Annotated in this window: 21 protein-coding genes; 15 read left to right on the forward strand and 6 right to left on the reverse strand. The window is 48.1% G+C overall.

The features are described from left to right. Nucleotides 1-221 precede the first annotated feature (221 nt). On the forward strand, nt 222-1,556 hold the full coding sequence (locus gpAD87_RS00680) for a TrkH family potassium uptake protein (RefSeq protein ID WP_063566174.1): 1,335 nt from the start codon (nt 222-224) through the stop codon (nt 1,554-1,556). Between the two features lie 17 nt (nt 1,557-1,573). After that, entirely contained in the window at nt 1,574-2,245 is a 672-nt protein-coding gene (locus gpAD87_RS00685) for a potassium channel family protein (protein WP_063566090.1), read from the forward strand. A 55-nt stretch (nt 2,246-2,300) separates the two neighbouring features. Here the strand turns inward: gpAD87_RS00685 and gpAD87_RS00690 are convergent, their stop codons facing one another. Continuing rightward, the gene (locus tag gpAD87_RS00690) at nt 2,301-3,224 is read right to left on the reverse strand and encodes a LysR family transcriptional regulator (RefSeq protein ID WP_064635732.1); all 924 of its coding nucleotides are present in this window, start codon (nt 3,222-3,224) and stop codon (nt 2,301-2,303) included. Nucleotides 3,225-3,536: 312 nt separating this feature from the next. On the opposite strand from gpAD87_RS00690, the gene gpAD87_RS00695 reads away from it, so the two are divergent. The 6 genes from gpAD87_RS00695 (at nt 3,537) to gpAD87_RS00720 (ending at nt 9,828) form a co-directional block, all read left to right on the forward strand. Then, the gene (locus tag gpAD87_RS00695) at nt 3,537-4,205 is read left to right on the forward strand and encodes a succinate dehydrogenase cytochrome b558 subunit (protein WP_063566173.1); all 669 of its coding nucleotides are present in this window, start codon (nt 3,537-3,539) and stop codon (nt 4,203-4,205) included. 43 nt (nt 4,206-4,248) lie between these two features. Further along, complete coding sequence (sdhA, locus tag gpAD87_RS00700; RefSeq protein ID WP_063566088.1) at nt 4,249-5,991, forward strand: succinate dehydrogenase flavoprotein subunit; 1,743 nt, start codon at nt 4,249-4,251, stop codon at nt 5,989-5,991. Nucleotides 5,992-6,358: 367 nt separating this feature from the next. Continuing rightward, nucleotides 6,359-7,123, forward strand: a complete 765-nt coding sequence (gene sdhB, locus gpAD87_RS00705) for a succinate dehydrogenase iron-sulfur subunit (RefSeq protein ID WP_063566087.1) — start codon at nt 6,359-6,361, stop codon at nt 7,121-7,123. Between the two features lie 176 nt (nt 7,124-7,299). Then, nucleotides 7,300-8,241, forward strand: coding sequence for a metallophosphoesterase (locus tag gpAD87_RS00710; protein WP_064635733.1), 942 nt, complete (start codon nt 7,300-7,302; stop codon nt 8,239-8,241). Between the two features lie 39 nt (nt 8,242-8,280). Further along, nucleotides 8,281-9,015 carry a metallophosphoesterase family protein gene (locus gpAD87_RS00715; RefSeq protein WP_064635734.1) on the forward strand — a complete coding sequence of 245 codons (735 nt, stop codon included), beginning with the start codon at nt 8,281-8,283 and terminating at the stop codon, nt 9,013-9,015. 180 nt (nt 9,016-9,195) lie between these two features. Continuing rightward, on the forward strand, nt 9,196-9,828 hold the full coding sequence (locus gpAD87_RS00720) for a GNAT family N-acetyltransferase (protein WP_082934958.1): 633 nt from the start codon (nt 9,196-9,198) through the stop codon (nt 9,826-9,828). A 474-nt stretch (nt 9,829-10,302) separates the two neighbouring features. On the opposite strand, the gene gpAD87_RS00725 is transcribed toward gpAD87_RS00720, so the two are convergent. Next, nucleotides 10,303-11,112, reverse strand: coding sequence for a histidinol-phosphatase (locus tag gpAD87_RS00725; protein WP_064635735.1), 810 nt, complete (start codon nt 11,110-11,112; stop codon nt 10,303-10,305). A gap of 32 nt (nt 11,113-11,144) precedes the next feature. Beyond that, nucleotides 11,145-12,047, reverse strand: coding sequence for a LysR family transcriptional regulator (locus tag gpAD87_RS00730; protein WP_063566083.1), 903 nt, complete (start codon nt 12,045-12,047; stop codon nt 11,145-11,147). A gap of 447 nt (nt 12,048-12,494) precedes the next feature. Between gpAD87_RS00730 and gpAD87_RS00735 the strand changes: the two genes are divergently transcribed. The 5 genes from gpAD87_RS00735 (at nt 12,495) to gpAD87_RS00755 (ending at nt 17,369) form a co-directional block, all read left to right on the forward strand. Further along, entirely contained in the window at nt 12,495-12,953 is a 459-nt protein-coding gene (locus tag gpAD87_RS00735) for a chemotaxis protein CheX (RefSeq protein ID WP_053783211.1), read from the forward strand. Nucleotides 12,954-13,009: 56 nt separating this feature from the next. Beyond that, on the forward strand, nt 13,010-13,783 hold the full coding sequence (locus gpAD87_RS00740; protein ID WP_064635736.1) for an SDR family NAD(P)-dependent oxidoreductase: 774 nt from the start codon (nt 13,010-13,012) through the stop codon (nt 13,781-13,783). Nucleotides 13,784-13,995: 212 nt separating this feature from the next. Beyond that, nucleotides 13,996-15,369 carry a DEAD/DEAH box helicase gene (locus tag gpAD87_RS00745; protein WP_064635737.1) on the forward strand — a complete coding sequence of 458 codons (1,374 nt, stop codon included), beginning with the start codon at nt 13,996-13,998 and terminating at the stop codon, nt 15,367-15,369. A gap of 27 nt (nt 15,370-15,396) precedes the next feature. After that, nucleotides 15,397-16,149: an ABC transporter ATP-binding protein gene (locus tag gpAD87_RS00750; RefSeq protein WP_063566079.1), complete on the forward strand. Its 753-nt coding sequence runs from the start codon at nt 15,397-15,399 to the stop codon at nt 16,147-16,149. Between the two features lie 2 nt (nt 16,150-16,151). Then, on the forward strand, nt 16,152-17,369 hold the full coding sequence (locus gpAD87_RS00755) for an ABC transporter permease (protein WP_064635738.1): 1,218 nt from the start codon (nt 16,152-16,154) through the stop codon (nt 17,367-17,369). Nucleotides 17,370-17,528: 159 nt separating this feature from the next. Here gpAD87_RS00755 and gpAD87_RS32060 read toward each other — a convergent pair whose 3' ends face one another. From gpAD87_RS32060 to gpAD87_RS00765, 3 genes are all read right to left on the reverse strand, one after another. Beyond that, entirely contained in the window at nt 17,529-17,666 is a 138-nt protein-coding gene (locus gpAD87_RS32060) for a hypothetical protein (protein ID WP_162842448.1), read from the reverse strand. A gap of 282 nt (nt 17,667-17,948) precedes the next feature. Beyond that, nucleotides 17,949-19,247, reverse strand: coding sequence for an aminotransferase class I/II-fold pyridoxal phosphate-dependent enzyme (locus gpAD87_RS00760; protein WP_064635739.1), 1,299 nt, complete (start codon nt 19,245-19,247; stop codon nt 17,949-17,951). 178 nt (nt 19,248-19,425) lie between these two features. Then, nucleotides 19,426-20,043, reverse strand: a complete 618-nt coding sequence (locus tag gpAD87_RS00765; protein WP_064635740.1) for a pyridoxamine 5'-phosphate oxidase family protein — start codon at nt 20,041-20,043, stop codon at nt 19,426-19,428. A gap of 136 nt (nt 20,044-20,179) precedes the next feature. Here gpAD87_RS00765 and pdxR point away from each other — a divergent pair, with 136 nt between their 5' ends. Together pdxR and gpAD87_RS00775 are read left to right on the forward strand one after the other, a co-directional pair. Then, entirely contained in the window at nt 20,180-21,637 is a 1,458-nt protein-coding gene (pdxR, locus tag gpAD87_RS00770) for a MocR-like pyridoxine biosynthesis transcription factor PdxR (protein ID WP_064635741.1), read from the forward strand. Between the two features lie 121 nt (nt 21,638-21,758). Continuing rightward, nucleotides 21,759-22,236, forward strand: a 478-nt coding sequence (locus gpAD87_RS00775) for an AraC family ligand binding domain-containing protein (RefSeq protein WP_197521342.1), incomplete at its 3' end; no start/stop codon positions are given.

Below are 22,236 nucleotides of genomic sequence, written 5' to 3' on the forward strand. Positions count from 1 at the left end.
GCATGTCTTTAGGCTAACAAGGGAACGAATAGAAGGTATAAAAGGCATTCCAACCTAATGTATATGTATTACAGCGAAAATCATACATGTTTACGCTCCGAAATAGGGCTTTCAAAGGGCTTGGCTATTCCGTCAAGTGATATGGAAAAGCACTTCGGAGAAAGGCTCCACGTCGTGGGGTCATTTTCTTTTTGGCAGAGGTGGATGATACTCAAGTGAAAATGAATGTTCAATGGATGCGTCTATCGCCACCCCGAATTCTGGTCCTAGGGTTCGCGGGTATTATATTGCTCGGGACACTTCTGTTGATGCTCCCGACATCCAGTCGAAGCGGGGTCAGCCTTCCTTTTATTGATGCACTCTTCACTGCGACTTCTGCAGTCTGTGTAACGGGGCTGGTTGTGGTGGATACCGGTACTCATTTTTCGACGTTGGGTCAGATTATAATTGCAATCCTGATTCAAATTGGCGGTCTTGGCTTTATGACGATGTCGACACTGGTGGCGATTGCATTCAAACGGCGGATCTCTCTGCGTGAGCGGTTGATTTTGCAGGAAGCGATGAACCAGAGTACGATGGAGGGGATTGTCCGTCTTATTCGCAAAGTTGTGATCTACTCGCTCATATTGGAAGGCATATGTGGCACGTTGTTCGCCATTCGGTGGTCGTTTGATATGCCAATGGGGCAGGCCATCTATTATGGATATTGGCATGCCATCTCCATGTTTAACAATGCTGGGTTTGATATGTTCGGGGAATTCCGCAGCTTAACCGGGTATGTGTATGATCCACTCGTGAATTTTACTGCCATGTTCCTGATTATTGCAGGCGGTATCGGTTTTGTCGTTCTATCTGATCTGGTGGAGTATCGGAGGACGAAGAAGCTTTCGCTGCATTCCAAAGTGGTATTGCTGACGACAGGTTTGTTAATCGTATTTGGCGCACTGGTTATTTTTGTTTTTGAATTCAGCAATCCCCGGACACTGGGTGGTTTGAACTGGGGTGGTAAAATTCTCGGTTCGTTCTTCCAGTCGGTTTCCCCAAGAACAGCAGGGGCGAATACGGTAGACATTGCTGGCCTGAGACAGGCAACGCAATTTTTCATCATTATATTAATGTTTATTGGTGCTTCCCCCGGTTCTACTGGAGGCGGCATTAAAACAACCACATTCATGATTATGGCCGGAGCTGTCTATGCCATGATGCGGGGACGGGAAGATATCGTCTTTTTCAGATATCGGCTCCTACAAGAACGCATTTTCAAAGCACTGACGATTACACTGCTTGCCCTGTTGCTCATTATTGCCGTTACGATGGTGCTTAGTACGACGGAAGACAGCAGTTTTTTGATGATATTATTTGAGACGACATCCGCCTTCGGTACCGTTGGTTTATCTATGGGGCTTACACTGAAGCTGACCACGATCGGCAAGCTTTTGATCTGTTTCACCATGTTTGCGGGACGTCTTGGACCAATTACGCTCGCGTATGCACTCGGACAGAAAAAGGGTAAAGAATTGTACAGGTATCCGGAAGGCAAAATGATTATTGGATAAGGGGTTCGTGAAGAACAATGAAAACACAGCAGTTTGCGGTAATTGGGCTAGGGCGCTTTGGCTCCAGTCTGGCACAGGAATTAATGGAGCTTGGTTATGAAGTGCTGGGTATCGATAAAAATGAAGAAGTCGTCGAAGACATGAGTGAATTGGTCACCCATGCCGTCGTCGCGGATTCAACTGATGAGGAAGTGCTGCGCTCCCTGGGCATCCGTAATTTTGACTGCTGTGTTGTTGCCATTGGGGCTGATATCCAGACCAGTATTCTCACTGCTATTTTACTGAAGGAACTCGGTGTAAAAACAGTTGTGGCCAAAGCCATTTCAGTCCTTCATGGACGGGCACTGGACAAGCTGGGGATCGATCGTGTCGTTTATCCTGAGCGTGATATGGGAATTCGGGTTGCCCATCAGCTCGTCACCCCGAATCTGCTGGATTATATCGAATTGTCCGATGATTACAGTATTGTGGAGATGAAGGTTCCAGCCTGTCTGCATAATAAAACGCTGTCCACTCTGAATGCTCGAGTACGCTTTGGTTGCAGCATTGTAGCTCTGCAAAAGGAAGCCGGGGTTATCATTGCCCCGACTGCACTGGACTCGCTTCAGATGGGTGATATCATGGTGATTATCGGCATGAATGATGACATTGACCGTTTTGAGGAAGAAGTGATCAGCCAAGAGAGCTAGAGCTGAGTCTATTAAATGAAAGCAGAGCGTTGAGCTCGGCTGATTAATATGAATGCTAAGGCGTCGTAGTCCTCCGTGAGGGCAGCGGCGCCTTTGCTGTAAAGAGAGCAGCCGTTTCCCTGACCCACTGTCTGGAGGTTTGGCTGAGGTCTTCCTTTTCCCCATAGATCATGCAGGTTGTGCGCCGGGTCTGTTGCAGTTGCGGCAGATATACCGAGACAAGATCATTGTCCGCAAGCAATTGAGGGCGGAGATACGACTTGGGCAACAGGGCTGCTGCTTTGCAGGTAGGCAGAAGACGGACAATCGCTTCAAAGGAATCAATCTCCATGCGAATATCAGGCATCACGGCGCAGCGCTGAAACAGGTCGTCGGTTAATTTTCGATACCAGGTTCCTTTGGAGAACGTAATCATCGGCAGATCTTGCAAATGTTCCATTCCGGCTTCTTTACCCGATAGGGGATGCGTTAGGGGTACAACCAGCTCCAGATGATCATCAAAGAGCGGCACACAGTTTAGCCCGGCTTCACTTATAGAAGAGGCAACGATGCCCACATCGGCTTTTTTATCCCGGACAAAAGAGACAATTTCATGTGTTTTCCCCGTCACCAGCTTGATTTCAGCATTCGGATGTTTCTCCATAAAGGCATTTACCAGCGGTGGCAAAGTGGTTTGAAGCGTTGTCAGACTGGCTCCAAGCGTAATGGAGCTTTGTTCTTCGTCCTTGTACTGGGCCAGCATGGTCAGAAATTTTTGTTGCTGCTGTTTCTGCTCTACCGCGAAAGTATAGGCGAACCGGCCTACGCTGGTTAATTCAAGTCGTTTACCACGGCGATGAAAGAGCGCTACGCCGAGCTCATCCTCCAATTTGGAGATTTTGCGAGACAGCGCGGGTTGTGACAGATTCAGCAATTTCGATGCACGGTTCAGACTGGACTGCTCTACAACCGCCGCAAAAGCGTTTAATTCCTCGAACATGAGCACTAACCTCTTTTCTAATGAACGTATGAACGTACTTTGCGTGAGGCATCTCCTTGTCAAATATTTCTCCATGTTGTATGGCCTGCACGACCGATGTTTATAACTTATACCTATAGGTTATAACATTTAATAATTATATTGCAATTCCCTTATAAGAAAAAAAGGAGTAACATGAATCGTGACACAAGTTGTTCACACCTGAAGAAAACGGAACAATTTGTCGAACCTTTCCTTGGGAAAGGTTTGTGTCATGATAAGCGAATTTTATTTATGAAAACGTTGTATTTAGCGAAAGGGGATCGACATTTTATGAAAGGGTTTTACTCCAGAAAGCTGCACTCCTTGCTTGGCGTCATTCCGCTCAGTCTGTTTTTCATTGAGCATATGGTGACGAACTTCTCGGCAGTTGAAGGCGGCAAAGAAGGCTTTAACGATGCAGTTGCATTTCTGAATGGCCTGCCGCTCGTAATTGTACTTGAAACGCTTCTCATCTGGTTGCCGCTGTTCTATCACGGTGTATATGGTTTGTACATTGCCTATCAGGCCAAGCCTAACGTGGGACGTTTTGGCAATGAGCGCAACTGGCGCTATACGTTGCAGCGCGTCAGCGGTGTCATTACGTTTGTGTTCGTCATCTGGCATATTTGGGAGACTCGTTTCCAGGTTGCGCTGGGGAATGTTACACACGAAGAGCTTGGCGGTGTCATACATGGCATCGTGATGAACCCGGTAACGTTTATTTTATATCTGATCAGTGTGGTTGCGGCATCTTATCACTTTGCCAACGGTTTGTGGTCGTTCCTGGTTAGCTGGGGAATTACCGTCGGTCCGCGTGCGCAGCGTGTATCTTCCTACATCTGCATGAGCTTGTTTGCTATCGTAGCCATCATGTTTATTGTATCGTTGCTTGCTTTTCGGAGCATGGATTTCCAGGTAGCCACTTCGATGATTGACGCAGTTAAGACAGTTCTGATTTAAGCATTTGGACTTTAAATGCTGACTTATAAGGGAGTGAACAGCAATGGCATCATCTAATGTAATTATTGTGGGCGGAGGTCTCGCGGGATTGATGGCGGCGATCAAATCGGCTGAAGCCGGAGTCCATGTTCATTTATTTTCACTGGTTCCCGTTAAAAGATCCCACTCCGTATGTGCCCAAGGCGGTATCAACGGTGCGGTAAATACCAAGGGTGAGGGCGACTCCCCATGGGTACACTTTGACGATACAGTATACGGCGGTGACTTTTTGGCGAATCAGCCTCCAGTCAAAGCGATGTGTGAAGCGGCACCAGGCATCATTCACCTGATGGACCGGATGGGCGTAATGTTTAACCGGACACCGGAAGGTTTGCTTGATTTCCGTCGTTTCGGCGGAACGAAGCATCACCGTACAGCGTTTGCCGGTGCAACGACAGGACAACAATTGCTCTACGCATTGGATGAGCAGGTGCGTCGCTGGGAAGCGGCCGGTCTCGTGACCAAGTATGAGAACTGGGAGTTCCTGCAGGCGGTTATTGATGACGAAGGCATCTGCCGCGGCATTGTAGCACAGGATCTGAAAACGATGAAGGTACAGACGTTCCCGGCTGAAGCAGTTATTCTGGCGAGCGGCGGCCCTGGCATTATTTTCGGTAAAACAACCAACTCGGTTATCAATACAGGTACTGCCGCAAGTGCGGTGTATCAGCAAGGTGTAAATTACGCGAACGGTGAGTTCATTCAGATTCACCCGACAGCCATTCCAGGCGATGACAAGCTGCGTCTGATGTCCGAATCGGCTCGTGGTGAAGGTGGACGGATCTGGACGTACAAGGACGGTAAGCCTTGGTACTTCCTCGAAGAAAAATATCCGTCATACGGTAACCTTGTTCCGCGTGATATCGCGACGCGTGAAATTTTCAGCGTCTGCGTGGATATGGGCCTAGGCGTGAACGGCGAGAACATGGTATATCTCGACTTGTCACACAAAGATCCGAAGGAGCTGGATGTGAAGCTCGGCGGAATCATTGAGATCTACGAGAAGTTCATGGGGGATGACCCACGTAAAATCCCAATGAAAATTTTCCCGGCAGTCCATTATTCCATGGGCGGCATGTGGGTAGATTATAACCAAATGACCAACATTCCAGGACTGTTCGCAGCTGGTGAATGTGAATACCAATATCATGGTGCGAACCGTCTGGGTGCAAATTCCCTGGTATCAGCAATCTACGGTGGTATGGTAGCTGGACCGAAAGCGGTTGAATATATCAAAGGACTCAAAAAATCGTCCGCAGATATCAGTTCTTCCGTATTCGAAGGTTATACTAAGCGCCAAACCGATAAATACGAAGGCATCCTGAACATGCAGGGCAATGAAAATGCCTATGTCATTCACAAAGAGCTTGGCGAGTGGATGACGGCGAATATGACGGTGGTACGTTACAACGATAAGCTGGAAGCGACCATCGGCAAAATCAAGGAATTGAAAGAGCGTTACGGCAAAATCAACATGTACGACACTTCCGGTTGGAACAACCCGGGTGCAGCATTTACCCGTCAGCTGTGGAACATGATTGAACTGGCAGAAGCGATGACGTTGGGCGCACTGCTGCGTAACGAAAGCCGTGGAGCCCATTACAAACCAGACTTCACCGAACGTAATGACGAGGAATTCCTGAAAACAACGATCGCAAGCTGGTCGAAGGAAGGTCCAAAAATTTCGTACGAGCCTGTAGACGTTTCCCTGATCCCACCACGGATCCGCGACTACTCGAAAGATTAAGTAAGACGGAATTTCGGTCTATTCATAAAGTTAAAGACTTAGCATCTTAACGGAAAAGCAGTAGACACACAGAGGCGAAGCGTTCGCGGAGCTTCTCAATGTTACTGCCACCAGAATGAATGGATTGCAGTTTCCAGCAAAGTGACCCTGCGTGCACGACGTAGCGGAGGAAGCGGAAATGCCCAGAAGAAGCGAAGCGCTCGCCTTTATCACCGGATTTTAACCCTGGGAAGGGTTGATAAAAAAAATCCGGGGATAACAGCGATCAGAAGGGCATTCCGCTGCCGGAGCGCCACCCGTGCACCAAAAGAGTAACTTTGCGCATCAGCAACACCAATCATCGTCACTCAAAGGAGGGGACAACGATATGACGGACACAGCTACAGCAAAAAAAACCGTCAAGTTTATCATCACCCGTCAGGACAACCCGGAGTCATCTTCGTACAACGAAGAGTTTGAGCTTCCGTACCGTCCCGGCATGAACGTTATTAGCGCCCTGATGGAGATCCAGCGGAACCCGGTTAATACAGAAGGCAAGTCCATTGCCCCGGTCTGCTGGGAATCGAACTGTCTCGAAGAAGTCTGTGGAGCATGCTCCATGGTCATCAACGGCAAGCCGCGTCAAGCGTGTGCAGCCCTGATCGACAAGCTCGAACAGCCAGTTCGCATCGAACCGATGAAAACCTTCCCGGTGGTTCGTGACCTCGTCATCGACCGTACTCGGATGTTTAACGCCCTGAAACGGGTTAAAGCGTGGATTCCGATTGATGGTACCTATGACCTTGGTCCAGGTCCACGGATGCCTGAGAAGAAACGTCAGTGGGCTTACGAGCTGTCCAAATGCATGACATGTGGTGTATGCCTCGAAGCATGCCCGAACGTCAATGAGAAAACTGACTTTATCGGTCCGGCAGCTCTTTCTCAAGTACGTCTGTTCAATGCTCACCCAACAGGGGAGATGAACGCTGAAGACCGCTTGGAAGCACTTATGGAAGACGGAGGTATTGAGGGCTGTGGTAACTCGCAGAACTGCGTACGCTCTTGTCCAAAAGGTATTCCGTTGACTACCTCCATTGCCGAAATGAACAAACAAACAACCAAACATATGTTCAAACGCTGGTTGGGTGTGTAATCTAGTCATATCAAATGCAGAACTTCGGATCTGCACATTAGAAGAAGTCGTGATCCTTGGCACATATAGCCTAAGATCCCGGCTTCTTTTTCTGTACTCGCAAAGGAACCGGGCTAGTCATGCAGAATATGGTATACTAAGGGGATGGATTTGGAGCGGAAGAAGGAGGGGGACGCATGGGAGAAACACCGCGTGAGGGCAGCAAGATCTCGCCGCCCCGGCGCTCACAGAATGGATTTGATTCGCAGGACTCCATTTTTCCCGGAGAGGAAAAGGATCATGATCCCTCCCGGCGCAGTTTTTTGCTGCGCGTGATCTTAATGACGGCGAGTGCCAGTATACTCACAGGAGGATATGCCTGGTTATGGGAGCCTCGTCATCTGGAGATCAAGCACGTTGAGTTGAAACTGCCCAAGTTTCCAAAAGCATTTGAGGGACTGCGTGTGATTCAGTTCAGTGATGCTCATCTTGGATTCCATACGGGGCAGAAACAAATGGAGAAGCTGGCTGAAACGATAAGGGAACAGCAGCCTGATCTGATTTGTTTTACCGGAGATATGGTTGAACGGGAAGCAGAACCGATGCGTGAATGTATTCCTGCACTGGCATCAATGCAAGCGAAGTATGGCAAATATGCCGTATTGGGGAACCATGATTATCGAGGCCAGCAGCAGCATGAAGTGGAGCTGATGTTTAAAGAGGCCGGGTTCACGTTGCTTCGAAACAGCTATGTTCTGATTGAACGAGGGGATTCACGTATTGCGATAGTAGGTTTGGATGACGCGCTTACGGGCAGACCTGATCCTGTTGTAGCAATCAAGGGATTGAGTAGAGAGGTGTGGAAACTGCTGCTTATGCATGAACCTGATTATGCAGACATTGCAGCACCTTACGGTTTCGGTCTACAGCTCTCTGGACACAGCCACGGCGGGCAGGTGCGTTTTCCCTGGATTGGGGCACTGACTACACCGAGAGGGTCACTCAAGTATATTCAAGGGTTATATTACGCTGGGGATAAGCATATGCCAGTCTATGTGAACCGAGGCTTTGGCATGACCCAACTGCCGATTCGCTTTTTGTGCAGGCCGGAATTGACGGTTTTTGAACTAAAGGGTTAACAACATAAAGAATATAGAGCATAAGGGGAGGTTAGCCAGATGGAACGAATTGCGATTGTATCCGATATTCATGGCAACATGACTGCTTGGGAAGCGGTATTAAAAGATATCCGGAGTCGCGGATTGAAGCGAATCTTTTGTCTTGGCGACCTCGTTGGCAAGGGGCCTGATCCAGTACAGGTTGTTGATCTGGTGAGAGAGACATGTGAGCAAGTTATCCGTGGCAACTGGGATGAGTTGGTTGCGGTTAATCAGGACAATGAAAATTTTACTTGGCAAGCGAAGCGGCTGGGTAAGGAGCGATTGGCATATCTGGAGAGCTTGCCGTTTAGCCACCAATTAGAGCTGAGTGGTCGTACGATCCGTCTGGTGCACGCATCTCCCCAAAGTGTATATCACCGTGTACAGCCGTGGGATGAGATTGAGAAGAGGTTGGCCATGTTCGATCCTCCGGCAGATGAGCCTGAGCTTGGTGTGGCGGATGTCTTGGGATATGGGGATGTGCATAACGCATACTTGCAATTTATGAATGGGAAAATGTTGTTCAATGCAGGCAGCGTGGGTAACCCGCTTGATTTTACCCAGGCTTCTTACTGTATTCTTGAAGGAGAGAACAGCAACGATCGGAACACCCCGTTCAACCTTCAATTTGTAAGGGTGCCTTATGATATTGAGCAGGAAGTAAATATTGCTCAGCAGGCCCAGGTACCTTCGCTTGATTTTTATATCCGAGAGCTTCGTACAGGCGTTTATCGCGGGCTGCAAACGAATTAGTTATGTCAGGAATAAACCGCTGTAATGAATTGGCATACTAATGTTCGGGCTACTGAGCGGAGTATTGTGGAGTATAGTGATGTTTCATTGTTTATCTATGTATTTTATTTGCGCCGGATCATCCTCAGAGCATGCTTGTCTTACCGGACTAGAACCCGTTAGGCAAAAGGAGCGATTGTCATGCTGACCCGAAAAATGCTGGGCCAAGGATTGCCTGCTTTATGGACAGAGCGCCTTGTTCTTCGATCATTACGTCAGAGTGATTACAGCACGTTGTCGGAGCTGTTTTCCGACCCGCAGGTGATCCGTTATGTAAACAGGGGGAGTCAGCCCACGCCAATCCGGGCTCGGCGATTATTGAATCAGATCCGCAGCAGCAGTGCCAAGCTGGATTCATTGCATTACGGCATCTGCTGGAAAGGCAGCGAACAGATCATCGGCATCACTTCATTCCAGCATTGGAACGACCAGAATGGTACCGCACAGATCGGATATATTCTGAACAGGTCCTGCTGGGGTAAGGGAGTCGCGACTGAGGCAGTGCAGCGTTTGCTGGAATTCGGTTTTGCCGAGCTTAATTTGTGTAAAGTAGAAGCCCGCTGTTACGAGGCAAATGTATCATCCGAACGGGTTCTTTGTAAAAGCGGTATGATTTATGAACGGACCCTGCCCTCGTTTGTTTTGAATCATGAGGATGGTGAGACGCCGGAAACCCTGCTGGATGTTAAGGTGTATAGTCTCTATCGTGAACAGCATGTCCGTTCTCATTGGGAAAATCGCCTGCAAACGTTGGTATCCGACAACCACGAGTAACATAGAATAGAGTATATTGCATAAATCCAAAGAGCGTATTTCAATCAGAAAAATATAGATCGAAATGTTTCTATTCGTCTATTTTTTTACTCGGAAGCGAGTTGGGTCGAATTATGCAAAATGCTGAAATTAAATGAAACAGCAGAGGTTTGAAACGAACTTCAATTATTTGTTACACAAATGAAATATAGCTGCAATTGAACTCTAACAGACAGCGGGTAAACTTATCTCATGACCCCCTTTTTGATAATAGATAATGCTGTTGGGACCCGCGCTTAGCGGGTTCATTTTTTTTGTCTGTATAAGTTTAACTATGGAATTTCTACGCCAACACTCCGATGACAGAACTACTTTCCATTATTGTGTAAATATTTATTTGAACGTATATAACATCTTTTTTTATATTAGGATACAAAGAAAAACCCCCACAGCGTTTTTTTACGCCGCCGTGAGGGCTATTGTGGTGCTCTATGTTTAAAACGGTACAACTTGCATTTGTTTCTGCTTGAAGTATACCCATTCGGTGAATCCAATCTCTTGCAGACGTGTACGAACGTCATCCAGTTCATCAGCAACACGCTGCGGTTTGTGGGCATCCGATCCGAAGGTCACTTTAACTCCGTAATGATGCGCACGCTCCAGAATGGCATCGGAAGGGTACCAGCCCCCACTGAGTTTGGTTTTACCCGATGTATTAATTTCAATAGCCACGTTCGATTCTGCAATGACCTGCAACGTTTCATCGATGGCTTGATCCGCGATAATATCCGAGAAAGGTGGATAATTTCCTTTCATGGCATCAATATGTCCGAGAATCTGGAACATTCCGCTTCGGGCTGATTGCCGAATTAAAGCATAGTAACTCTCTTTCACTTCAACCTTACGTGCATTGCTTAATCCGTTCCAGCGGGTTTTGTTGAATATGCTGACATCTTCCGTATGATGAACTGAACCAATAATATAATCAAAAGGATATTGCCCCAGTGTATTGCGATACAAATCGGCATGGACGGGGAAATAGTCAGATTCAATGCCAAGCAGCACATCAATTTTGCCCGCGTATTCTTCCTTCAGAGCCAGTACTTCTTCCACGTAATGATGCAATTCCGACTTGCCCATCGCGATCCGGGGAAAAGCCTGTTCTTCGTCACTACCGAAGTAAGGTGTATGATCTGAGATACCGATGACCTGAAGTCCAGATTGAATACCTGCCTCAATATAGTCGCGAATATTGCCGTCTGCATGACCACAACGAAAATGATGGGTGTGAAGATCAAATTTCATATGGAAATCCTTCCTTTCTCATGGCTCATTTATCATTCTGAACTGATGAACTGGGTCTCCGGCATGCCTTTGAGATCGCTCAGGAATTGCTGCATGGCCGAATTCACATAACGACTTGATTTGTAAATGACTCCGACAGGGTGACTGACTTCCAGTTCACTCAGTGGAATCATGCGCAGTGTGCCTTGCCGCAACTCGTGGGCAACGGATTGTTTGGATATAACGGCTGCCCCGAGATTAATCTCAACCATCCGTTTTACTTCCTCGCTACTTGACAACTCCATAACGATATTGGGCTCAATATTATGTTTTTTGAAAATGCCTTCCGTAAAGCGGCGCCCCACTGTATCCGGAGATAGCAAGATCAGAGGTGTGCTGCGCAGGACATCCACCGCGGCATGCTTTTGCTTCGCCAGTGGATGGAAAGGAGATACCACAAGCTCGAAAGTATCATAATACAGCACAGACGTATTCAGGTTAGGATTACGCTCTGTAAGATAACCGATACCGATATCGACCATACCATTCTCGACCTGGGTATAGATCTGGGAGGAAGGCAGGGATTGGATACTGGTCTTGATGAGTGGAAATTGATCCTGAAAGTAGGATAAGACCCGTGGCAAAATCTGAATAGCAATGGATGTGGTTGTACCGAGTCTGATATGTCCCTGAGGGGTCTCATCGAGATCCATCAGCTTCTGTTTCAGCTCACCCACGATGTCCAGCATACGTTCGGCATGTTGAAGAAATACCTGTCCGCGATCGGTGAGGGTGACCGGTTGGTTCCGATCGACAAGAACGGTTCTGAATTCATCCTCCAAGCTCTTGATCTGAGCCGAGACGGCGGGTTGGGTCAGATTTAGAAGTTCTCCGGCTTTGCGGAAACTCATCGTTTTCGAGATGGTAATCAGCGTCTCCAGTTGACTGATATTCATGTATAGCCTCCTTGCACGTAAAATGTCTTCTGTCTATCCATAGGTGGAATCCCGTAACTGGTCATTGTTCCGTTCCTTAAATTATAGGTGATTCAGGACAGCAGGGCAATGAAGGGAACATCATGGATTTGGGGAGGTCCATTAGAACGAGAAATTAATTTTATTTCAAGAAATTAAATTTTTAACATTTTAAGAAACAGTAAAAAAGTCCTAAATGCCTTTTGCCATGCCTCCTCATGGCAATTGTTCTTGCAACAGATGCGAAAAGCCTCGTTTTTTCGCTAGAATCAGCTATAAACATTTGCCCGGCGGATGACGATAAATTATAGTACACATGCCTTACCGAATTCTTGGTGAATTCTTGTACGTGATAAAGTATAATAAATTTATTGAATATGGGACTTTTGGTGTGTGACCAATAACCCAGTGTAAGGGGGACAATAGACAGTGAAAGCGGAAGTGATTAATCCTTTCCTGGAATCCGCACGGAACGTATTCGAACAGCTCATCCAGGTTTCGCCTTCCACCGGGAGTCTTGGCGTGAAAAATGTGGAGTACATTGCAGACCATGTCTGGATCGTGATCGGAATGACTGGACAACTGAGCGGAAACATCGTGTTTGGAATACAAGAGTCGGTTGCATTGAAAATCGTTTCTGCCATGATGGGCGGCTTTGTCATTACAGAAATGGACGAAATGAGTAAAAGTGCTATTTCGGAACTTGGCAATATGATTAGTGGCAATGCAAGTACCATCCTGTCCAATCAGGGTGTCGTTGTTGATATTACACCTCCACAAGTGATGAATTCTGAATACCTGAGTTCCTTTAGTGCAACGAAGGCATTGAGCATTCCTTTGCTGATGGACGGAATCGGTGAGATGGATATTCAAGTGATGATCTCGTAGAATAGAACCATACGCCTCTTGGGGCAATATGTGTTCAATACGGGAGGACATCGGGTATGTTGAAAGATCAGGTTGTTTTTATCACAGGTGCGTCGAGCGGAATTGGTGCGCTCTGTGCGCAGATGCTGATAGAAGAAGGAGCCATCCCGATTCTGGCTGCCCGCTCGCGGGACAAGCTGGAAGAGATTGGTGCTTCGCTGAAAGGGCAACATGAACTACTCACGTTAGATGTAACGAATAATGAGCAAGTTCAGGCAGCCGTGGATGCGATGTTGCAGAAATACGGACGAATCGATATTTTGCTGAATAACGCTGGTTACGGAAAATTTGCAGCGATGACGGATATGTCTGTGCAGGAATTCGATGAAATGATGGACGTTAATTACATGGGCATTGTTCGCTGCACCAAGGCAGTGCTGCCGCAGATGTTACAAAGAGGCAGAGGACAAATCGTGAATGTAGCTTCCATGGCTGGCAAGATCGGAACTGCAAAATCCGCTTCATATACGGCAACCAAACATGCCGTACTTGGCTTCAGCAATGCCCTGCGCCAGGAACTTCGCAAGACCGGAGTCACGGTAACGACCATTAATCCCGGACCCATCGATACACCGTTCTTCCAACGGGCAGACCCCTCCGGTAACTATGTTAATAATGTACGCTGGATGATGCTGAAGCCGGAAGAGGTTGCGGGGCATATGATCCGGGCGATGAAGAAGCGCAAGGAAGAAGTTAATCTGCCCAGACTGGCTTCGGCTGGAGTGTGGCTGTATCAGCTATTTCCGCGTCTCGCTGACAGACTGTCGCACGGTGTAATGAATCAGAAGTAAGATGCAACAATGAGCATCATATATCGGATAAAAGAAGGGCTCCGCCGAGGGGCTTTTCTTTTTTTTGCGTGCAAAGACATGTTTCATGAATAAGATTTGGTCCGCAGGCTTTTTTCGCATATAATGAAAGGTAATGTGATGACAGGCTTCGGTTTTATTAGTACAAGCAGGGCTAGAGCATCAAAACGAATAAATTTAAAGGATGGACATACATGACGAATCAAACATTTGCTTCAATTGGCGTAGAACAGGATCTTGAGGCTGTACTCGCCAAACATGGCATCAACGAACCTTCACCGGTACAGGCACAGACAATCCCGGTTATTTTGGAAGGTCGCGATGTGGTTTCAAAATCTCAGACGGGAACAGGCAAGACACTCGCCTATTTGCTGCCACTGCTGCAATCCATCAAAAGTGATGTAAAAGGGACACAGAAGCTCATCATAGCTCCTACACAAGAGCTGGCGATGCAGATTGTCCGCGAAGCACAGCGCTATGGAGAAGAACGCAAAATTGGCGTTCTGGGGCTAATTGGCGGCGCCGCAGTAAAACGTCAGATCGAGAAGCTGCGTGAACACCCGGAACTGGTTGTAGGAACGCCAGGACGTCTGAAGGAATTGATCACGCTGAAAAAGCTGAAAATGCACAATGTCTCCACGATTGTTATTGACGAGGCAGACCAGGTATTCCAGCTCGGCGGGGTAAGTGACGTGGACTTCGTATTGCGCAGTGCCCTGCGCGACCGTCAGCTTATTTTCTTGTCAGCAACGATTGATGAGCACACTGCTGGACTTGCGAAGCGGGAGATGAAAGAGCCGGTACAGATCGGAATTGAACCGGACCGGGCAACTGCGGCGGGACTTGAGCATTTTTATTTTGTAGAAGAAAACCGCAACAAAATTGATATGCTGCGCCGTCTGGTTAGACAGTATAACCCGGATCGTGCCATCGTCTTTGTGAATGCTACCGAGGATATTGGCGAGGTTGAAGCGAAAATGAATCATCTGGGCTTCTCGGCAGCTGCGCTGTATGGAGATGCTGACAAAGTGACCCGCAGCAACGTGCTATCCGCTTTCCGTAACGGGAAACTGCAACTGCTGATCGCGAGCGAGGTTGCAGCCAGAGGACTGGATATTGAAGGTTTGCCGATGGTCATTAACTATGACCCTGCATTTGATTCGGAACATTATGTTCACCGTGCAGGAAGAACAGGTCGTATGGGTCGCAGTGGTATCGTGTTGTCGATCGTGGACGAAACGCAAATTTTCATTATGCGCAAGTTTGCGCGGGAACTTGGAATCGAATTGCCGGAACGTGTATTGTTCGGGGGTAAAGTGCTAGAGGCTGATCCGCGTCCGGATACGCGGCCTGAAGGACATTCTTTCTCCAGAAAACCAGGGCAGTCCCGGGATCGTAAACCTGGTCAGGCCAGCCGCAATGGCGGCGCCAGAACTGCTGCTTCGAATCAACGTCCGGCGGGCGGCAAGCCAGCTGGCAATACAGGCAGAACAGAACGGGACCAGGATCGTAAGAACAAGGGCGCTCCTAAATGGAGCAAAGGTAAAGAGCCACGCTCTGAAGAATAAAACCTGACGAAAGAGGTGCAGGGATAGATGGAAAACGTTCAACCACCCGTATTGAAAATCAACGGGCTAAGCGGAGGATATAGTGCCAAACGGCCCGTCCTCCACGGCATCGATCTTGAAGTTGGACGCGGAGAAATGGTCGGACTGATCGGATTAAACGGTGCTGGCAAAAGTACTACGATGAAGCATATTTTAGGATTGATGACCCCTCAACAGGGAGAAGTGCGGGTCATGGGCAAGAAGCGGGACGAAGATCCACAGGTATATCAATCTGCCATGGCCTTTGTACCGGAATCTCCTGAGCTGTACGACGAGATGACAGTCATGGAGCATCTGGAGTTTACGGCCAGAGCATATGGTGTTTCTGAGGCTGATTTCAAAAAGCGTACGGAGAAACTGCTCGACTTGTTCCGCATGAATGAGAAAAGTACCAGTCTGTCGACCCACCTGTCCAAAGGTATGCGGCAAAAGGTCATGATCATGTGTGCTTTTGTGGCGGGTCCGCCACTCTATATCATTGATGAGCCTTTCTTGGGACTTGACCCCCTCGGAATCCGCTCTTTGCTTGATTTTATGCTTGAAATGAAGGCTTCGGGATCATCCATTTTGTTGAGTTCACACATTCTGTCCACCATTGAAAATTACTGTGACCGTTTTATTGTCCTGCATCGAGGACAGGTCATTGCTCAAGGGACGCTGAATGAGCTGCGTACTCAATTCGGGGAATCGGATGCCACGTTGGAGCATATGTTCTATTCCCTTGTACAAGGCAGGGATTAAGCATGGATCTCAAGCAGTTATGGAAGCAAAGACGCACGGGATTCTGGAATGGAATTCTTCCTTATCTGGGTTATGTCATTCAGAGCGGCGTAGCCATGGTGTTCTTATTTCTCGTCATTGCGTTCTCAGCCTGGTATACATCGTTTGTACAGCACATTCCGGCGGGATTTCCGATTCGCTGGATTACGTTGCTGTTGTTGGCGCCACTGGTGCTGTTTAGCAGCTATCGTACATATCTACATCCGGCAGACATCGTATTTTTACGTCCGCAGGAATATCGGATGCACGAATATCTGAAAAACAGCTTTGCTCGTGGCATTATCTATAAAACCTTGGGTATGCTGCTCGTATTTGTAACGTTGTGGCCGCTCTATGTTCGAGCAGATCAGGATGCAAGGCCATTTGGCTGGTTTATCCTGCTTCTTCTGTTGTGGAAAGGGTTATCGAGCTATGGGGCTTGGCAAGAACTGCGCATGGTGCAAATCGGTGCCGCTAGAGGATATCGTTTGCTCCGATGGGCTTTGGCTATACTGGCGATTGCCGCCTGGTTGTGGCAGCCTCCACAGCGCAGTATCTGGTTCCTGCTGCTGCTGGCCGTCGTTTATATCGTTGCTCTGCGTATCCCTCTGAAACATCGGGTTTCATGGGACCGTCTCATTCAGGTGGAGCAGGGCCAGGCTGGACGAGTGATGCGCACGCTGGGATGGTTCGTAGATGTGCCTTCATCAGGCCAAAAAGTAAGTTCTCGCCGCTGGCTCAGCAAATGGGGGAGTGGCCTCCCGTGGAACGCAGGGAAAGCCTATCGCTATCTGATCACCAAAACGTTCATCCGAACTGAAGTGTTCTCTATCGTTGTGCGCTTGGTTGTACTGGGCATGCTGCTGTCCTGGTGGACGGCAGGCAGTTATTTCGGGATTGGTGTATACCTGTTCTTCCTGCTGCTTGTGGGTGTGCAACTGGGTGCACTGCGTCGCAGTCATGGTGAATCGTTCTGGATTATGATTTATCCCATCTCGGGAGAAAGTCGTCGTTCCCAGGTGCTGGGGTTCATCTCGAATCTGCATGCACTGACTGCCTTGCTCATGTGGCTGCCGATGCTGGTTGCAGGATGGAATGGACTGAGCATGATCGGAGCAGCACTGGTTCTTGGTGTGCTGGTCATCTACTTGATGCGACGTTCTCAGGGCAACAAGTGGTTGAAAGAAGAAGAGGATGAATGAACGATCGAGCGTCTGACTAGTTAACGTTCAATGGCAACGCCGACTAGGGACGCTTGCGTAACATAACAAAAGAAGGGTATTCCGAGCTGTATCCCGGAATACCCTTCTTTGTGCTACAGTCAGCTTACCTTGTTCCGACTCCTGGTGAGGACGTATGAACTAACAGAGGAACGATTTTGTGATAATGACGAGCAAGATGAACAGAACGAGAATGGCACCTGTATTTGTAAATCCTCCTCCGTAACCGTAACCGCCGCATCCATAACCGCCTCTTGTTTCTTCAACTACTCCAGACATGGTCATTCCCCTTTCAAGTGGTGTTGGGCACGCCCTTGCGTACATCGTATATTATGTTCCTTGGGGATAGGCTGATTGGGCCGTTGCCCGGTTGAGCCTGAAAATCATCGTTTTGGGCCTTTGCCCGTCAAGATAGCCACACGTTTTCAAAGCAGAACACAAAATACCCCTTTATATCGAGAGACATTCATCAGGATACTAAGGGGTTCGTATTTGAGTCAGGCAACGGATGCAAGTCCGCTCCCTGACTTATTTATTTGGATTAGCATTACTGCATATAAATTAAGTTGTCTGTAGATCCAAAACTCCACGATAAATCGTGTCGAACAGATCTTCCAGTCCGGATTCTTCAATACAGGAGAAGGCGATTCGCAGATCCGCCTCACCCAGCGCAATCGTACCGACGCCGTATTTCTGTAGCAAATGGGTCCGGAGCTGCTCTGCGCCGACATCCTTCAGCTTCAGGCACATGAAGTAACCAGAGTTGAACGGATAGTAATCCCATACCTCACCGTATTTACCGCTATCGAGGATGGCTTTTACTTTGTTGGCGCGGCCTTTCATGATTTCAAACTTCTCCAGCTTCTGTGCTTCGAACTCAGGTGCTTTCAGCGCATCCAATACAAAAGTTTGGGAAGGATGCGGACCACTGGAGATGGTTGCCCGGATAATACCGAGTGTTTTTTGCTCCAGAGCATGGAGAACTGCAGCATCTTCATGGGCGTACGTGATGAATCCAACGCGGAAGCCCCATACGAATTCTTCCTTCGTGGCACCGTCAACTTTGACAGTTAACACACGTGGGTGGAGGTTCGCCAGTTTGCCAAACAGGGATTCGTGAATGGAATCTTCGAAGAAGAGACCAAAGTAGGCATCATCTGTCACAGCAACGACGTTCACACCAGCCTCAGCCGCTTGACGGATCGTATCCACGATTGCATCTGCTTCTTCGGCTCCAGGCGTATAACCTGTTGGGTTGTTCGGGAAGTTCAGCAGCACGATGGCTTTGCCTTTGTTCTTCTGCGCAAGCAACGCTTCGAGCAGGCCTGCACTGTTGAAGTTCAATTGATCATCGAACAGGGGATAATGAATTAACTCGCCATGACGACGAATTCCGAAGGTCAGCTCATAATTTTCCCAGTTTTTATCCGGATATATAACAGCGTCCCCTTCTTCGGCGAACAGGTCGGCTACGATACTCAGTCCATGAGTTAATGCGTTAGTCACAATGGGGTTACCAAATGTTTTACCTTCAAGGGAAGGTGTTTCCTTCAGCATCTTGTCTCTCCATACGGTCCGCAACTCAGGCTTCCCTGCAGGCGGAGCATAAGGGTACAAATCTTTCGGTTGGTATGCGGACAGCTTATCCTGAATAACAGCTAGGTGCATCGGCACACCGCCCTCCAGAGCAATACCAATCGTAGCATTGTAGGTTTTGGCCAGACTTGCTGCTTCAGCAGACTGACTCAAGATACCTTCTTTTGGAAAATAGATTTCTTTGCCGAGCTGCGACAGCATGGAGTAGACGTGACTGCTGCCTGCCTGAATACTTTCGTTCAACTGTTCAGCCAGTGGATTCATTCTTTTCATCCTTCCAAGTCTTTGGGATTCAACTGCCTAACATTATAACACCTTGCCTTGCCCCCGTCACGGAAATTACGCATAATGACAGTTTTATCACTTCACCGCGTTGTTGCGGGTGTTTTTGAGTTAGGTTAATGTTACTTCTCCCGATTGATTATACGATGGAAAATGAATGTTATTTCTGATGGAAAGGACAATATTTCCGCATCATTTCGGCAGTTTCTGCATCTCGTCCTTCGTTACGCTGTTCCAGTTCGCCGCTAATATGGTCAAAGCGTTCAGCCGAGAGGTTCTGTCCAAATTTGAACTTGGCACTGATCCGTTCAGGAACAATGCGGACCACAGCAACGGCTTTCAGATTACCCTTGTAGCGGGGATCTGCTGCATCAATGGGGACATATCCGCCCTGCGGCTGGAGTTTCTCCATAAAGCGTTGAAGAACCTGGCCCTTAACATCCAGATCCTGAACCGGCTCTGCCTGTCCGAATGCCATTACACTTTTGAAAAAAGAAGTTGCCGGACAAGCTAATTCAGGATCACTGAAATAAGATGGAATCAGAGAAAACTCTTCTGCCACGGTAAAACTGACGGAGGAATCCTGCTTGATCTGTTTCATTTTCTCTCCGGCAAGACTGCCATGGAAATAAAAACAACCGTCCATATATACGAAGTTTAGCGGTGTTACCCGTGGCTGCCCGTCCGGACTAACCGTTCCCAGAAAACCAAAGGAGCATTGGTCCAGAAATGTTATCATTTCCTGTTCTTCATCTACATTGAATTCTTTTCTTCTCATCGGTGTTCCCCCTTGAATAGCATGTGGATTAAATCGCTGTACCTTAGCCATAACAATAGAACTTGCATTGACATATAAAAAGATCCAATTTACATTCACTTTAATAGACCAATTTATTTGGAAAAAGAGGTGCACGATGGAATTGTGGCTGCCTATGGATTCATACGTGGTTCAACACCGTTACAAATACGAGGCATTGTACCATGCTTTGCGTGACGCCATTCATGCAGGGACGCTGGTTGGAGGCACAAGACTGCCTTCCACTCGAGAGTTGGCACGTCAATATGAAATGTCACGCGGCTCCGTGGCACAGGTATATGACATGCTGCTGGCTGATGGTTACGTGCGAGCGCATAGGGGAAGAGGGACTTTTGTTTCGGACACCATAACAGCACAGGACCATGCAGAGCAGGAGGCAATGATTCAACTTTCTCCATGGGGAGAGCGGGTGAGTACGCTGAATATTCAGAATGAAAAGGAAAAACCGTCAGCCATTGACCGGGAGCAACGGGTCATCAACTTCCATGTACAGCGTATGCCTGCCGAGCATTTCCCACAAGCGGAATGGAAAAGTGCGCTGGCCGCCGTTCATCGGAGCGGATCGCATGAACGAAGTGGTGCTGCCGGAGACCTTGAACTACGTGAGGCCATCGCATCACATCTGAGGTGGACACGGGGCATTCAGGCTGAGGCATCACAGATCGTACTGTTTAGTGGTTCCATGCAGGGCATCACTTTGATAGCACAGCTGCTTATCCCTGAGGGGGCCGCTGTTGTATTGGAAAACCCGGGATATCAGGGAATTGCTCATGCCGTTAAGTCCTGCGGTGGAAAGATTATTCCAGCGGAAGTAGATACCGGGGGGATTATTCCGCAGTCCTGGGAAGCACAGACGTTATTTGTGACACCTACTCGCCAGTTTCCTACAGGGGCTGTCCTTGGTCTGGACAGACGGAGAGCCATACTTGAATGGGCCTCGGAGCGAAATGCCGTCATTATTGAAGATGATTATGATAGTGAATTTCGCTGGGGAGGTAGGCCGATTGAACCGCTCAAAGTACTCGATCGTGAACAACGGGTCATTTATGTCGGATCGTTCTCACAAACGATGGTTGCATCCTTCCGGCTTGGTTACGCGGTTCTGCCACCCAGTCTGGTGCAGCCACTGATCGCTGCAAAAGCACTGTACGAACCCGTACCTCCTGCCCTTCTGGAGCAGCGTGCACTTGCGAAGTTTATGGCCCGAGGAGGGTATTTGCGCCATCTAAGACGGTTAACCCGTCTCTATGGGGAACGGCATGCTTTTTTTGTCAGTGAGATGAAGCGGGAATTACCGGAACCTTTCATCATGCAGCCTGGGGATGCTGGATTGCATATTTATGCTACGTGGAAAGGGGATATTGACAGTTACGAGCGGTTCAAGGCACTGGCTCAGGAAGAAGGTGTCGTATTCCGTGATGCGGTTCGTTATTGGCTGACTCCAGGTCCGCCGGCTGTGTGTTTTGGCTTTGCACATCTGGAGAAAGAGGAGATTGAAGAGGGGATAAGGCGAATGCGGTTAGCATGGGAGAAGTGCACATTTTCGTTTCGGTGAATTCCGCTGTATAATGGAATAAGACGTTTCGCTCCAGCAGGAGCAGAAATATATAAACACATATCGCATCATTTTTGATGCAGTATGCAAAAGAGATTAACTTTCAAGGGGGAGTGGCGACATGCTGCAGGCATCGCCGTCATCTTTTGTTATTTTGCCCGCCGTCGCCAAAATTGTCTGCGAACCGGGATGGAAGTGGCAGAAGCGGGAAAAACCGATGCAAAACTATGACTTATTTTATGTATGGAGTGGTGAAGGGACCGTTGTGCTGAATGACCGATCGTATGAAGTTGGCAAGGGTAGTTGTTTTCTGTTCAGGCCAGGCGATCATCCTACTGCAACACATAATAAGCAAAAACCGTTGGTACTAACGTATATTCATTTTGATGTAGATATACCCGTTAATGATGTTCCCCAGTCCTATCGTGAGGTACTGGAAACGGTGGAATTCGAGCACTTGCTGGCTCGTTATGTAAGACTGTTCCTATCCGATGTATATGGGCGGGATGAAGAGAGCCGACTGATTCTGAAACAGCTGATGATTCATTTGCTGCGCGCGGACACGGAAGCTCCTGTGGAGAAAAAGGTAAGCAACCAGT

It is taken from the genome of Paenibacillus sp. AD87, from assembly GCF_001659845.1.
In the GTDB taxonomy this organism is placed as follows: domain Bacteria; phylum Bacillota; class Bacilli; order Paenibacillales; family Paenibacillaceae; genus Paenibacillus; species Paenibacillus marchantiae.

Bases quoted from the DNA above. Each gene is read 5' to 3' on its own strand.
- pdxR (WP_064635741.1), top strand. From the start codon at position 20,180: ATGGAATTGTGGCTGCCTATGGATTCATACGTGGTTCAACACCGTTAC.
- gpAD87_RS00680 (WP_063566174.1), top strand. From the start codon at position 222: ATGAATGTTCAATGGATGCGTCTATCGCCACCCCGAATTCTGGTCCTA.
- gpAD87_RS00755 (WP_064635738.1), top strand. From the start codon at position 16,152: ATGGATCTCAAGCAGTTATGGAAGCAAAGACGCACGGGATTCTGGAAT.
- sdhB (WP_063566087.1), top strand. From the start codon at position 6,359: ATGACGGACACAGCTACAGCAAAAAAAACCGTCAAGTTTATCATCACC.
- gpAD87_RS00695 (WP_063566173.1), top strand. From the start codon at position 3,537: ATGAAAGGGTTTTACTCCAGAAAGCTGCACTCCTTGCTTGGCGTCATT.
- gpAD87_RS00690 (WP_064635732.1), bottom strand. From the start codon at position 3,224: ATGTTCGAGGAATTAAACGCTTTTGCGGCGGTTGTAGAGCAGTCCAGT.
- gpAD87_RS00765 (WP_064635740.1), bottom strand. From the start codon at position 20,043: ATGAGAAGAAAAGAATTCAATGTAGATGAAGAACAGGAAATGATAACA.
- gpAD87_RS32060 (WP_162842448.1), bottom strand. From the start codon at position 17,666: ATGTCTGGAGTAGTTGAAGAAACAAGAGGCGGTTATGGATGCGGCGGT.
- gpAD87_RS00730 (WP_063566083.1), bottom strand. From the start codon at position 12,047: ATGAATATCAGTCAACTGGAGACGCTGATTACCATCTCGAAAACGATG.
- gpAD87_RS00720 (WP_082934958.1), top strand. From the start codon at position 9,196: ATGCTGACCCGAAAAATGCTGGGCCAAGGATTGCCTGCTTTATGGACA.
- gpAD87_RS00715 (WP_064635734.1), top strand. From the start codon at position 8,281: ATGGAACGAATTGCGATTGTATCCGATATTCATGGCAACATGACTGCT.
- sdhA (WP_063566088.1), top strand. From the start codon at position 4,249: ATGGCATCATCTAATGTAATTATTGTGGGCGGAGGTCTCGCGGGATTG.
- gpAD87_RS00725 (WP_064635735.1), bottom strand. From the start codon at position 11,112: ATGAAATTTGATCTTCACACCCATCATTTTCGTTGTGGTCATGCAGAC.
- gpAD87_RS00685 (WP_063566090.1), top strand. From the start codon at position 1,574: ATGAAAACACAGCAGTTTGCGGTAATTGGGCTAGGGCGCTTTGGCTCC.
- gpAD87_RS00745 (WP_064635737.1), top strand. From the start codon at position 13,996: ATGACGAATCAAACATTTGCTTCAATTGGCGTAGAACAGGATCTTGAG.
- gpAD87_RS00760 (WP_064635739.1), bottom strand. From the start codon at position 19,247: ATGAATCCACTGGCTGAACAGTTGAACGAAAGTATTCAGGCAGGCAGC.
- gpAD87_RS00740 (WP_064635736.1), top strand. From the start codon at position 13,010: ATGTTGAAAGATCAGGTTGTTTTTATCACAGGTGCGTCGAGCGGAATT.
- gpAD87_RS00710 (WP_064635733.1), top strand. From the start codon at position 7,300: ATGGGAGAAACACCGCGTGAGGGCAGCAAGATCTCGCCGCCCCGGCGC.
- gpAD87_RS00750 (WP_063566079.1), top strand. From the start codon at position 15,397: ATGGAAAACGTTCAACCACCCGTATTGAAAATCAACGGGCTAAGCGGA.